The organism is Thermodesulfobacteriota bacterium (assembly GCA_040758155.1).
Classification (GTDB): domain Bacteria; phylum Desulfobacterota; class Deferrimicrobia; order Deferrimicrobiales; family Deferrimicrobiaceae; genus UBA2219.
This window is the reverse complement of the sequence record JBFLWB010000097.1, coordinates 1-12,530: the sequence shown is the minus strand read 5'-3', so window position 1 is coordinate 12,530 and position 12,530 is coordinate 1. Positions and strand designations below refer to the sequence as shown.

The window sequence follows — 12,530 nt, the reverse complement described above, 5'->3', positions numbered from 1 at the left end:
CACGGCATCGCTTCCGATAACAAGGATTCGGGATATATTAAAGTCTACGTCAACCTCCAGCGGGGCACAATCGATTCACCGCTGGAGACCGGTTGCGGGTATCCTTAAAATAACAGGAACTTCCGGCGGAGGACCGTACCGTGACCCGATACCGGCTGCACGTCGTCGACGACGATGAACTGATCCGCGACGCGCTATCGTCCGCATTCTCGGAGACATACGACGTCGAGACGTTTCCATCCGCGGAAAGCTTCCTGGAAGCGATCCCCGAAAGGCCGCCCGACCTCCTCCTCCTCGACCTGGGGCTGCCGGGGATGAGCGGGGTCGATGCGCTGAAGGTCGTCAAGGATCGACGTCCGGAGACCGTGGTCGTCGTCATCACCGCGTACGAAGATGCACCGCGGGTGATCTCCTGCATGAAGGCCGGCGCCTACGACTACATCGTCAAGCCGCTCGACCTGGAAACGCTGGAAATTACGGTCCGGAACGCGCTGGAAACGATCCGGCTCCGGAAGGAAGTCGAGTCGCTGCAGGCCAAGCTCCTCGACGAGCACATCCCCGCCTTCATCGGGAAAAGCGACACGATCCAGAGCATCATGGAGCTCGTCGCGTCGGTCGCGAAAAGCCCGGACACCCCCGTCCTCATCGAAGGGGAGACCGGGACGGGCAAGGAGATCATCGCGAGCGCCATTCACTACCGCAGCCCCAATTTCCAGGGGCCGCTGGTGACCATCAACTGCGCCGCCATCCCGAAGGAGCTGCTCGAAAGCGAGCTGTTCGGCTACGAAAAGGGGGCGTTCACCGGCGCCAGCCTCTCCGGAAAGGTCGGCATGGTGGAGATGGCTTCCGGGGGGACGCTGTTCCTCGACGAGGTCGGGGAGGTGAACCTCGATTCGCAGTCGAAGCTGCTGCGGTTCCTCGAGCGGGGCGAGTTCTACCGGGTCGGCGGGACGAAGATGCACAAGGTGCGCACGCGCGTCATCGCGGCGACGAACCGGGACCTCCTGAAGGAGGTGGACGCCGGGCATTTCCGCAGGGACCTGTATTACCGCCTCGCGGTTGTCAAGCTGCGGGTGCCCTCCCTCAACGAGCGGCCGGGAGACATCGTGCCGATCGCGCTGTTTTTCCTGCACGAGTTCTCGAAGAAATTCGGCAAGAAATTCACCGGGATCTCGGAGGAGGCGCGCGAGGCGCTCAAGGCCTTCCGGTGGAAGGGGAACGTCCGGGAGCTGCGCAACCTCGTTGAGCGGGGAGCGCTCGTGGGCCCCGGGCCGGAGCTCGGCTCCGCGGACATGGGGCTTGCGGAAATCCGCCGCGAGGCCGATCCGCCCGCGGCCGGCGACGGGACCGGATTTCCGCCGATCCCTCCGGGAGGGATCGACCTGCCGGAGAGGATTTCCGCGATGGAACGGCACTACTTCTCCGAGGCGCTCGCCATGGCGAAGGGGAACGAGACCCGCGCGGCGGCGCTGCTGGGCATCCCTCACCACACGTTCCGGTATCAGCGTCGGAAGAAGGAGGCGAAATCGCCCGACGTGTGAATTTCACAAGACCTTCATAAAATTCCCACGCATCCTCCGCGCCGCATCCTTGCCGTAATCCGGCATCCCTACGGAATTACAAGCATTTTCCGCGGTCCCACCTCCTTCACTCCCGGCACGGGCTTTGCTTTTCATCATTACCTCAAGGGAGGCATTCCACGGTTTCGGGGGCGGCAGGGAAGGATCGCGATCGCATGCAAAGGGGATATCTGTCCACACACCGGCAGGACGCCGTAGCGGCGCCGGAAGCGGTCTTATCCGTCGACGCCAGGTACGAGCAGATCGTCCGGATCGTGGGTGCGTTCGCCCACCATTTCAACAACCTGCTGACGCCCGTCCTCGGGTATGCCGACCTCATCCTTGCGCGCCCGTCGTGCGCGCCGGAGACCTGCAGCGATGCCGAGACGATCCTCCGCGCCGCCGAGCGCGCCGCGTCGATGATCGACCGGCTGTTGAACTTCGCCGGCAGATCCCGCCTGAACCCGCAGCTCCTGGATCTGAACGCCCTCGTCTCGGGCATGGCGCCCCGCATCATGAGCGTGATCGGGCCGGGGATCGACTTCGAAACGAGGCTGGACCCGGCCGCCCGGAGGATATACGCGGATCCCGGCCAGGCGGAGGGCCTCCTGCTGGACCTGGTCGCCAACGCCTGCGAGGCGATGCCCCGCGGGGGACGGCTGGTCGTGAAGACCTCCGGGATCGAATCCGGCCGTTGCCGCCTCCGCCACGGCGTGAAGGTCGCGCCGGGATCCTACACCGCGCTGACCGTCCGGGACACGGGCGTGGGAATGGACGCGGAGTGCCGGGCCCGCGTTTTCGAACCGTTCTTCACGACGAAGCAGGGCGCCCCCGGTCTGGGGTTGTCTTCCGCCTACGGATTCGTGAAGCGGTCGGGGGGATTCATCTGGATCGCCGGCGCCCCCGGGAAAGGGGCGCTGGCGACCGTGTGCTTCCCGTGCGCGGAGCCGGGATGCCCGGAGACGGGCGAAACGCCGGCCTGATTCAATCCCCGTCGAGCGCGAGCCGCAGAAGCTGCACGGGGTGCATCACTTCCACTTTCCGCTCCGGATCCAGATGATTGGAAATGGTCAGGTTGCATCCCGGGCAGCAGGTGGCCAGGACCTGGGCGCCGGTGCCATGAATATTGTCCACCTTCCGCCGGGTGATCTTCCGGGAGGTCCCGGCGTGTTCCACCTGGAAGGCGCCGCCCCCCCCGCAGCAATCGCCCGCCCCCGGCAGCTCCACGAACTCCACGCCGGGGATCCCCTTCAGGAGGTTCCTCGGCTGCGCGGAGACCTTCTGCGCGTTCACGAGGTGGCACGGGTCGTGGTAGGTGACCCGGATCTTCCGCCCGCCGTTCCGCATCGCGGGCAGCCAGTCCCGGTGCCCGTCGATGAAAACGGTCACGTCCGTCACCTTCCTCCCCAGCAGCTCCGCCGCCGCGATCTCCTCCTGCGTGACGCTTTCCCCCAGCTCGCGCAGGTCGAGGAGCAGGTGGGCGTACTCCTTCTTCAGGCCGTCGGAGCAGGTGGCGCAGTCGCACACAACGGCGTCCACGTCCTCGCGCGCGAAGACCTTCAGCGTCTCCCGGATGACCCGCAGCGAGGCCTCGCGGTCCCCCGACATGAAGATCGGCATGCCGCAGCAGCCCTGGTTCTTCGGCGTGATCACCTCGACGCCCATCTTCGAGAGCACCTCGACAACCGCCAGTCCCGTATTCCCGTACAGGAAATTGGTCGCGCAGCCATGGAAGTAGAGGACCTTCGCCCGCGCCTTTCCTTTCGGCGCCGTCACTTCGGAGACCTGCCGGGAGAACGACTTATCGTTGAGCGCGGGGATGCGCGCGAGGTTCAGGGCGCCGGCGTTCACCTTCGATTCCAGCCGCTCGCCGCCGAACATCTTCCGGGCCCACTTGCCGAACCAGACGGAGCCGGACATCATCCACGAGCTCGCCAGCAGCTGGAACACCGCGTTCTTCTTCCAGTCCATGCCGTAGCGCTGCACGGCCCGCCAGCGGACCCCTGAATAGAGGTGCGTCCCGTGGACGCCGCTGGGGCAGTTGGCGACGCAGCCGCCGCACAGCAGGCAGGTGGAGAAGAAGGCGTTCTTCACCTCTTCCGCGAGATCCAGGTTCCCCTCTGCGAGCTCCCGGGATAGCTGGACCTTGCCGCGCGGAGTCGCGGACTCCGTCAGCAGCTCCTTGTAGACCGGGCAGTGGGCCATGCACAGGCCGCACTTGATGCAGTGGTAGATGTTCTCTTTCGTGTTGTCGGCGAACAGCGGTTTATCGCTCATGGCCCCTCACATGCCTCCCACGAACCGGCCCGGGTTCAGGACGCCCCGCGGGTCCAGCTTCTCCTTCAGGCGGCGCATGACCGCCCGGTCGCTCCGCTCCCTGCCCCAGACGCTCACCTTTTCCTTGATCTCCGGGGGGCACGATTCGACGACCAGGTTCCCCTCGCGCTTCGCCGCTTCCTCCGTGAGCCTGCCGATCAGCTCCGGCAGCCCGGCCGCCTCCCCGGAAAGGTGGGTGTAAAGGATGCCGTTGCCTGCGCGGAGGAGGAACGCCGCGTCGATTCCCGCCGCGCGCAGGATCGTTTCGTACGCCTCCAGGATCTCGGCGTGCTTCGAGATGACGAAGTTGGACTTTAGAACCACATGGGGCCGGGAGCCGTTCCCCGCGTCCAGGGCGAAGTCGCGGACGCCGGCCCAGAAATCGCGATCTTCCGCATCCCGCAACGGCTTCACCGACACCGCGCCCGCCTCCCTCGCGGCGGCGCCGGCATCCTCGACCTGACGGTCGACGGCTTCCGCGAACCCTTCGAAGTTGAGCGCCGCCATGTACTTCCCCTCTTCGCCCAGGCGCTCCGCGGCCTTCCCGCCGATCAGGTCGATCGCGGACGGGAGCAGTACCGAGTGCAGGAGCTTCCGGAGAAACGTTGCGGCGGCGGAAAGGGAATCGAACGACGCAAGGACGGTGGCCGAGGCCTCCGGGAGCGGCAGCAGCTTCGTCGTGACGGAGGTGACGATCCCCAGCGAACCCCAGGATCCGGCCAGCAGGCGGGTCATGTCGTACCCGGACACGTTCTTCATCGTCTTCCCGCCGAAGGAGAGGATCTCCCCCCCGGCCGACACGGCCCTCAAGCCAAGCAGCAGGTCGCGGACGGTGCCGTACTGGTAGCGCTTCGGCCCGCTGGCGTTGGTCGCGACGATGCCGCCGATCGTCGCCTTCTCCGTATGCGGAGGATCGAGCGGAAGGAAGTTCCCCCTGCCGCCGTCGGCCAGCTTCCGCTGCACGTCGGCCAGGACGGCGCCGGCCTCCAACGAGAGGCTCTGGTTATCCCGGTCGTAATCGAGGATCCGGTCGAGGCGCAGCATCGGCATCACGACGTCCACCTTCCGGGGGACCCCGCCGCACGCCATCCTGGAGCCGCTCCCGCGCGGCACGACCGCCAGCCCCTCGGCGTTCGCGTATCGCACGACGGCGGCGACCTCCTCCTCGGACCCGGGGGAGGCGACCGCCTTCGGCGCGCGGCCGTCCACGGCATACGCCGCGAGCCGGTCCGGATCCCGGATCACGGCGGAGTCCCCGACGATATCCTTCAAGGCGGCGTGCAATCGGTCCGGATTCGGCATGTCCGCGCTCCCCTTCATGTCATGGTCTCAGGCGTTGACTCGCATTTCGGGGAGGGCCTTCCCCGGGTTGTACCGTTCGACCGGGTCGAACGCCTCCTTGACCCGGTTCATGGCGGCCAGCTCCCTGTCGCTGAAGACCATCGACATCCCCTCCAGCTTCTCGACGCCGATGCCGTGCTCGCCGCTGATGGTGCCGCCCATCTCCACGCAGAGCTCCATGATCTCGTTCGCCGCCTTGTGGACGCGGGCCAGCTCCTCCTTGTCCCTTTCGTCGAACAGGATCAGCGGGTGCAGGTTGCCGTCGCCCGCGTGGAAGACGTTGGCGATGGGCAGGTTGTATTTCTCGCCGATGGCGACCACCCGGGCCAGCGTCTCCGGAAGCCGGGTCCTCGGCACCGTGCCGTCGTTGACCAGGTAATTGGGGCGAAGCCGCCCCACAGCCCCGAAGGCGCCCTTGCGCGCCGCCCAGATCGCATCGCGTTCCGCCGCGGTGTTGGCGATCCGGATCTCGCGCACGTTGTTTTTCCGGCAGATCTCCCGGACGCGCTCCGTCAGCCGCTCCATGCCATCCTTCAATCCGTCGAGCTCGACGATCAGGACGGCCGCCGCGTCCTTGGGCAGCCCGGTTTTATAGAAGTCCTCCACGGCCTGGATCGTGAGGTTGTCCATCATCTCCAGCGCGGCGGGGATGATGCCGTCCGCGATGATCGCCGACACCGTGTCGCCGCCGTCCGCGATGGTGTCGAAGATGCACATCATCGTCTTGACGCTTTCCGCCTTGGGCATGATGCGCAGGACAAGCTTCGTGGTGATGCCGAGCGTCCCCTCCGACCCGGTGAGGATGCCGGGCAGGTCGAATCCGGGCGAATCCAGCGCCTTTCCGCCGACCTCGATGACCTCCCCGTCGTAGAGGACGATCTCCGCTCCCAAAACGTGGTTGGTCGTGACCCCGTACTTCAGGCAGTGCGGGCCGCCGGAGTTCTCGGCGACGTTGCCGCCCAGTGTCGAGGCCTTCTCGCTGGCGGGGTCGGGCTGGTAGACGTAGCCGTGCTTCGCCAGGAAATTCTTCAGGTTCAGGGTGACGATGCCGGGCTGGACCACCACGCGCAGGTTCTCGATGTCGAGATCCAGGACCTGGTTCATCCGTGTCATGACCAGGGCGATGCCGCCGCGCAGGCAGACGCTGCCGCCGGTGAGGTTCGTCCCGGCGCCCCGGGCGACGACGGGGAGGCCGTTCTCGTGGGCGAACTTCACGACCTTCGCGACGTCTTCGGTCGTCTCCGGGAGCGCGATGCAGTCCGGCTTCGACTTCAGCAGGTAGGCGTCGTACTCGTAGAGCCGGATCTGCATGTCCGAGCCGAGCACCTTCTCTCCGCCGATCAGGCGGCCCAGCGCATCGACCATCTTTCCCTTTTCCATGGTTCGACCTCGCGGCGGTTTGGACAACTTTACACGATCATCGCGGAACATCCATCAAACGGTTTTTATCAAGGAGGCGGCGGGATCAGACAGCAGTAATTATCGTTAATAATATGCCATATTGCCGGAGGACGACAAGGATTCTTCCCGGACCGTTGGCAATCATATCACTCGTTCGGGCTCGCGATGGCGATGCCCATGGGAAATCCCCCGGCCGCGAACGGGGAACCGGCGATTTCCGTAAGCGCCCCCGTCGTCGGATCGATCGTGTAGGCCGAGACGTCGTTGGATCCGGAGTTCGCTGCGAAGGCGAACCTGCCGGATGAGTCCACGACGACGGAGCGAGCCCAGATCCCGGCCGCGAACGGGGAACCGGCCATCGGAGCAAGTGCCCCCGTCACCGCGTCGATCGTGTAGGCGGAGACGTTGTTATCGCCGGGATTCGCGGCATAGGCGAATTTCCCGAACGGATCCACGGCGACGGACCAGGAATAGTACCCGGCCGTGAAGGGGGACCCGGCCATCTCCGTCAGCGCCCCGGTAGCCGCATCGATCGTGTACCCCCGGATGTCATTGTCTACGCCGTTTGTCACATAGGCGAATATGCCGGACGGATCCACAGCGATGGATCGGGACCTGTTACCGGCTGCGAACGGAGAGCCGGCCACTACCGCAAGCGATCCCGTCGCATTGTCGATCGTATAAACCGTGACGGAACTGCTGAAGAAGTCCGGGCCATTAACCACGAATGCGAATCTGCCGGAGGGGTGCACGGCGACAGATGCCGGAGATGCAAAGCCGAACGGTAATACGGGGACCGCAAATGGGGAGCCGGTGATCTCGGCAAGCGCTCCCGTCGAGGCATCGATGGCATAGGCCGAGACGTTGCCGGAGCCATCATTCGCAACGTAGACGAACCTGCCGGACGGATCCACGACGACGGATACCGGAAACCCCCCGGCCGCGAACGGGGAACCGGAGATCCCGGCAAGCGCCCCCGTCGCCGGATCGATCGTATAGGCTGAGACCGTGTTGTCCTCCATGTTCGCGGCATAGGCGAACTTGCCGGAGCGGTCGACGGCGATGGAACAAGGGCGACGACCGGCCGCGAACGGGGAACCGGCGATTTCCGTAAGCGCCCCCGTCGTCGCATCGATTCGGTAGGCCGAGACGTTGTTGTCCATGGAATTCGCCACATATGCGAAAAACGGGACGGGCGTGGAAGCCGGAGGCGATGTTCCCCCGCCTCCACCGCAGGCGAAATACAGGATCGAGAGGAACGTCGGCATGACCCCCATGAGGAACACCGGAACTACGCGTCGATAGCATGCCATCAGGAATGCACCCTTTCGGGAAACGGATTCGATATGATCCTGATTGTGCGGATTCCGCCGGTTATTGCAATCGGAAAGGATCTGCCCAAGGATTCTTCCCGAGGGAGCGCGGCATGAAAATCGGAGGCTGGTCGTACGAGGAATTCGCGGAGCGGGTGAAAAACTTCCACGGGCACGCCTCGCCCGGCGTGATCCTCGGCGGGATCATGGTGCAGGAAGCGCTCGGCCGCCTGCCGGAAGGGACCGTGTTCAACGCCATCTGCGAAACCCGTTTCCGCCTGCCCGACGCAGTCCAGATGCTCACCCCCTGCACCGCGGGAAACGGCCGCCTCCGGGTGCTCGACTTCGGCCGGTTCGCCCTCTGCCTGTTCGACCGGACCGGCGGCGAAGGGATCCGCGTCTTCCTGGATCCGCGGAAGGCGGCGTCCCGGAACAATGTCATGAAATGGTATTTCGAGGAAGCGCAGGAACAGGAGCGGGAGGACGAGTCTCTGCTCGCCGTGATCCGGGAGGCCGGCACGCGGCTGATCGAAACGTCGCCGGTGAAACTGAAGCCCCGGTTCTTCGACGGGAAGCGGAAGGGAGGCATGAGCGCCTGCCCCCTGTGCGGCGAACGGTTCCTTTCCCTAGACGGGGCGTTCTGCCGGGCCTGCCAGGGGGAAACGCCGTACGAGGAGGCCGCGCGGATCGGGGCGGATCCCGTCCCCGCCGGGGATCCCGGACGCCTGCCGCGGCCGGAACAGGAATGGGTGCGCGGAAACGATGCGGCCGCCGCCTTCGCAAGGGCGATGTCCGGGGAAGGGATCGGGTTGCGGCTCCCGCCGGCGGGCGGCCGGGCGGACCTGACGGCCGGTTCCGCGGGACTGCTGATGGTGGACACGGCCCGCCTGGAGGCGTTCAATCTCGTGCCCGGCGCGTTCTGCGCATCGCGCCACGGCGGGTCGATGATGTCGGCGAACAAGGTGGCGGCAGCAACCGGCGCGATCCCGCCGTACCTCCCGGCGAAGGCGTTCCGGGAGGCGATGGAGATCCTTTCCGGCGGGGCGCTGTTCCACATCCGTCCCTTGCGCCGCGCAAAGGTGGGGATCCTCGTCGCCGGTGCGGAAGGCCGACCGGAAGGTGCGGAAGACCGCTTCGCCGCAATCGTCCGGAACAAGGCGGAATTCCTGGGCTGCACCGTCGTCAGGACGCTCTTCGCGCCCGGCGACCGCGAGGCCGTGCGGAACGGCGTGCGGGAGCTGCTGGAGGCGGGGGCGGAGCTGCTGGTGACGGCCGCCGGGACGTCCGCGGCCTCCGATGACGCGATCCTCCGAGGATTGACGGACGCCGGCGCGGAGGAGCTGCTTTCCGGGGCGGCGGTCCTCCCCGGGGCCGCGATCCTGCTCGCCCGGATCGGCGATGTCCGGGTCGTGGGGGTTCCAGGCCGGGACCTTTCTTTCCGCCGCGCCGCCTTCGACCTGGTCCTTCCCCGGCTGCTGGCGGGAGTCGACATCACCGCACGGGACCTTGCGCGGTTCGGCCACGGGGGGATCTGCCTGGAATGCCACCACTGCGCATTCCCGAAGTGTCCCTTCGGGAAATAGCCGCCGGAGCTACCCGCCGTCGGAGCGCAACTCCTCCCGGGACTCCCCGCTCCGCGGCGCCTCCGCGTCCGCGGAACCGCCGCCGTCCCGGAACCGGTAATACTCCTCAGGGGTGTTGATGTTCCGGAAGGATCGGAAGTCCGGATCGAATCGGGCGACCTCCTCCCGGCCGACGACGCGAACCCGGACTTTGTCGAAGAACGAGACGACCCGCCGCTCTCCCGCCCGCAGGGCATCCTCGATGAAAGGGATGCACGTCTTGTGGAAAACGGCATGGAGCGGCTCGACGCCGTTTTCGCCCTCCGGCAGGAGGACGTCCCACCCCTCCGACAGCGATGCGAGGCGCCGGATCAGCTCCGGATTCAGGTGCGGCATGTCGCAGGCGGTGACGAAAACGCGGGGCGTGTCGCTGTTGCAGAGCGCCGAGTGGATCCCAGACAGGACTCCCATCCCGGTGAGGAGATCGGGAACCCTCCGGCACCCGAGGAATTCGTAAAGGTCCGGCGTGTTGGTGACGACCAGAGTCTCCTCGAATACCTCCGAGAGGCGCCGGTGGGCCGACTCGATGAACCGGCCGCCCTGGTAAGGAAGCAGCGCCTTGTTGCTGCCCATGCGGCGGGACGCCCCTCCCGCCAGGATGACGCCGGTGATCCCGCGGATCCGGCTATCCGGACCGGGGACATCCACGTTCTCCGGGTGGGAATAGACGGTGAACCGGTTCCCGCGGACGTACCCGACAAGGGTGATGCCGAGGGCGTCGGCCATCGAGACCGCCCGCTCGGTGGGCGTGGTCCGCGATGCGATCAGGCCGATCCCGAGGGCGTCGGCCTTGCCGACCGTCTCGGTCGGAACCCTGCCCGAGGTGATCAGCATCGTTCCCGAGAGGTCGATCCGCTTGAGGAGCGCCTCCCCCGCGATCCGGTCCACGGCGTTGTGCCGTCCCAGGTCTTCCGCGAACAGGAGGAGGGAGGAGCCGTCTCCCGCCGCCGCCGAATGCATGCCGCCGAGAGATTTGTAGAGCACCGCCTTGCGGGAGAGCTCTTCCATCATGCCGAGAATATCGGACGGCCGAAAAGGCCGTCGCGGCGCAGCGGGACGCTTCCGCGCGGATCCCGCCCCCCGTCCGGGGGCGGCGCCGGGGGCCGCCCCGCAGCTCGATGTGATCACCCGCGGCGCAATGTCGGGCACCTCCCCCTTGACGGTCGCGGTGACGACTCCGGCCGCCTCGCAGACTCCCAGGTGAAGGAGATCTTCCGCGGTTTCGATGAAGCCCTGCTGCCGCAGGAAGCCGGCCGCGAGGAAAACCGGCTCGTGCGGCGAGCACACCAGGGTCGCGATCTCCCGGCGGTTGACCACGATCCGCAAGGAGTGCTCCCGGACGATTTCCGTCTCTCCCGGCTCCAGCTTCCCGTTGCGGTAGAACGCGACCATTCCCATCAGGGCGCTACCTCGCGCTTCCCCGGCGGGGGCTCATTCCGGGGGCCCGTAAACCGCCGGGGCGGGAGAGGGGGGAGCGTCCCACCCGCTTTGCCGCGCCAGCAGGTCGAGGTGGAGCGTAGTCCACTCCTCGAGGGGCAGGTACAAGGATTCGGCCGATTCCCGGGTGTCGATCGTCTTGAAGTAGTGCTTGCAGAGGCGGCAATACTGTACCCGGTATTGCGGCTCCTCCTCGGCCTGGAGGTACCCGAGCGTTTCGTGGTCGCGGTTGTCGCAATACGGGCACTGCAGCCGGTCGATGCTCCAGGCGGCGCTGCACCAGGAGCAGTACCCCTTCCGCTCCCCCTCCCCTTTCAGCACGATCAGGGCGGGAAGCGAACCGCAGACGGGACAGTACCCCCGATGCCATGTCTCCGGCGGGGGGTACCTGCGCAACAGGTCCGAGGAAGTCCATTCGAGGGATGGCCGCAGGCAGCTTCGGGCCAGAAAGAGAAGGGAGGCCGTGTCGACGCCCTTCGTGTCGATCCATCGTCCCCACGGCTCCCCGTCGTGTCGAAGGAACGAGCGCCAGATCACTCCTTCCTTCTCCCTGCCTTTCTCCAGGCCGGAAGACAACGCGGCGAAAGCCGAGGCCATCTCCGCGTTGTCTCCCGGAATGCATCCGCCAAGTTCCCGCCGCACTTCCTCCGCCGAGCGGAGGTCGACGGGGAACTCCCAGCGCTTCAGCAGCGGGGCTCCCTCCACCCAAAATGCATGGATCCGGCCCGGATCCGGCGAGAGACGCTGAAGATCGACGCCCGCCCGGGCCCGCTCCTGCGCGAGGAACAGGTTTCCGAGGAAGGGGTAGAACGCGTCGTAAGCCGGCTTCCGGTCCCTTGCCCGGAGGATCGCCGTGCCGACCGCCGCGCTCCGGTCGGTGCAGTTCATCATCCCGCTACCCCCGCGCGATGCCGCGCCACGCCTCGAACGCCGGCCCGAGCATGCGGCGCAGCGCCGCATTCCGGGTGATGCCCCGATCCGCCGCCGCCACCGCGAACTTGTGGTACTTCTTCGGATCGTCCACAACCAGGTAGATCGTCCGCACCGTCTCCACGTCGAGAAGCCGCGCCTTGGGATGTTTCGCCTTGAGCTTCGCCAGGCGCTTTTCGGCCATCGCCAGGATCTCGTCCCGCTCCCCGAAATGCAGCCCCCCCAGGGGGCAGGACTTCACGCAGGCAGGAACGAGGCCGTTGCTCACCCGGTCGACGCACATGGTGCACTTCGCGAGGGTGCCGTCGTCCTTTTGCCGGGGGATGTCGTAGGGGCATTGCTCCCGCACGTCCTTCAGCGGGATCCCCTTCGTCTTTTCCGTGTAGACGATCGCACCCGTCGCCGGATCCTGGATCGCTCCGCCCTTCACGGCGAAATCGATGACGTCCTTGCAGGGTGCGTCGATGCAGTGGCGGCACTGGTCGGAGAAGTAATACCGGGAAACCCTTCCGCCGTTCCGTTCCTCGCGGAACCGCACCAGCTTGTAGGTATTTCCGTCGAAGTCCTGCGGGTTCTGACGGCTTCCGCGGTTCTTCGTGATCGTTACCGGG

The 12,530-nt window shown here is 66.3% G+C and carries 10 protein-coding genes; 3 read left to right on the top strand and 7 right to left on the bottom strand.

The features are described 5' to 3' along the window. The first annotated feature begins 140 nt into the window (after positions 1-140). Together AB1346_05780 and AB1346_05775 are read left to right on the top strand one after the other, a co-directional pair. Positions 141-1,541: a sigma-54 dependent transcriptional regulator gene (locus tag AB1346_05780; protein MEW6719939.1), complete on the top strand. Its 1,401-nt coding sequence runs from the start codon at positions 141-143 to the stop codon at positions 1,539-1,541. Positions 1,542-1,735: 194 nt separating this feature from the next. Beyond that, the gene (locus AB1346_05775; protein MEW6719938.1) at positions 1,736-2,542 is read left to right on the top strand and encodes an ATP-binding protein; all 807 of its coding nucleotides are present in this window, start codon (positions 1,736-1,738) and stop codon (positions 2,540-2,542) included. A gap of 1 nt (position 2,543) precedes the next feature. Here AB1346_05775 and AB1346_05770 read toward each other — a convergent pair whose 3' ends face one another. From AB1346_05770 to AB1346_05755, 4 genes are all read right to left on the bottom strand, one after another. Next, positions 2,544-3,836 (bottom strand): (Fe-S)-binding protein, encoded by a 1,293-nt coding sequence (locus AB1346_05770; GenBank protein ID MEW6719937.1) that lies wholly within the window; start codon positions 3,834-3,836, stop codon positions 2,544-2,546. A gap of 6 nt (positions 3,837-3,842) precedes the next feature. Further along, positions 3,843-5,177 carry an FAD-binding oxidoreductase gene (locus AB1346_05765; protein ID MEW6719936.1) on the bottom strand — a complete coding sequence of 445 codons (1,335 nt, stop codon included), beginning with the start codon at positions 5,175-5,177 and terminating at the stop codon, positions 3,843-3,845. Positions 5,178-5,204: 27 nt separating this feature from the next. Continuing rightward, positions 5,205-6,596, bottom strand: coding sequence for an FAD-linked oxidase C-terminal domain-containing protein (locus tag AB1346_05760; GenBank protein MEW6719935.1), 1,392 nt, complete (start codon positions 6,594-6,596; stop codon positions 5,205-5,207). A gap of 167 nt (positions 6,597-6,763) precedes the next feature. Next, positions 6,764-7,930: a beta-propeller fold lactonase family protein gene (locus AB1346_05755; GenBank protein ID MEW6719934.1), complete on the bottom strand. Its 1,167-nt coding sequence runs from the start codon at positions 7,928-7,930 to the stop codon at positions 6,764-6,766. Between the two features lie 113 nt (positions 7,931-8,043). Between AB1346_05755 and AB1346_05750 the strand changes: the two genes are divergently transcribed. Next, on the top strand, positions 8,044-9,513 hold the full coding sequence (locus tag AB1346_05750) for an FmdE family protein (protein MEW6719933.1): 1,470 nt from the start codon (positions 8,044-8,046) through the stop codon (positions 9,511-9,513). Between the two features lie 9 nt (positions 9,514-9,522). On the opposite strand, the gene fdhD is transcribed toward AB1346_05750, so the two are convergent. From fdhD to AB1346_05735, 3 genes are all read right to left on the bottom strand, one after another. Beyond that, positions 9,523-10,950: a formate dehydrogenase accessory sulfurtransferase FdhD gene (gene fdhD / locus AB1346_05745; GenBank protein ID MEW6719932.1), complete on the bottom strand. Its 1,428-nt coding sequence runs from the start codon at positions 10,948-10,950 to the stop codon at positions 9,523-9,525. A 33-nt stretch (positions 10,951-10,983) separates the two neighbouring features. Further along, on the bottom strand, positions 10,984-11,880 hold the full coding sequence (locus AB1346_05740) for a formate dehydrogenase accessory protein FdhE (protein MEW6719931.1): 897 nt from the start codon (positions 11,878-11,880) through the stop codon (positions 10,984-10,986). Positions 11,881-11,884: 4 nt separating this feature from the next. Continuing rightward, positions 11,885-12,530: 4Fe-4S dicluster domain-containing protein (locus AB1346_05735; GenBank protein MEW6719930.1), on the bottom strand; the 646-nt coding region annotated here is incomplete at its 5' end.

Bases quoted from the DNA above. Each gene is read 5' to 3' on its own strand.
- AB1346_05775 (MEW6719938.1), top strand. From the start codon at position 1,736: ATGCAAAGGGGATATCTGTCCACACACCGGCAGGACGCCGTAGCGGCG.
- AB1346_05770 (MEW6719937.1), bottom strand. From the start codon at position 3,836: ATGAGCGATAAACCGCTGTTCGCCGACAACACGAAAGAGAACATCTAC.
- AB1346_05765 (MEW6719936.1), bottom strand. From the start codon at position 5,177: ATGCCGAATCCGGACCGATTGCACGCCGCCTTGAAGGATATCGTCGGG.
- AB1346_05760 (MEW6719935.1), bottom strand. From the start codon at position 6,596: ATGGAAAAGGGAAAGATGGTCGATGCGCTGGGCCGCCTGATCGGCGGA.
- AB1346_05755 (MEW6719934.1), bottom strand. From the start codon at position 7,930: ATGGCATGCTATCGACGCGTAGTTCCGGTGTTCCTCATGGGGGTCATG.
- AB1346_05750 (MEW6719933.1), top strand. From the start codon at position 8,044: ATGAAAATCGGAGGCTGGTCGTACGAGGAATTCGCGGAGCGGGTGAAA.
- fdhD (MEW6719932.1), bottom strand. From the start codon at position 10,950: ATGGGAATGGTCGCGTTCTACCGCAACGGGAAGCTGGAGCCGGGAGAG.
- AB1346_05740 (MEW6719931.1), bottom strand. From the start codon at position 11,880: ATGATGAACTGCACCGACCGGAGCGCGGCGGTCGGCACGGCGATCCTC.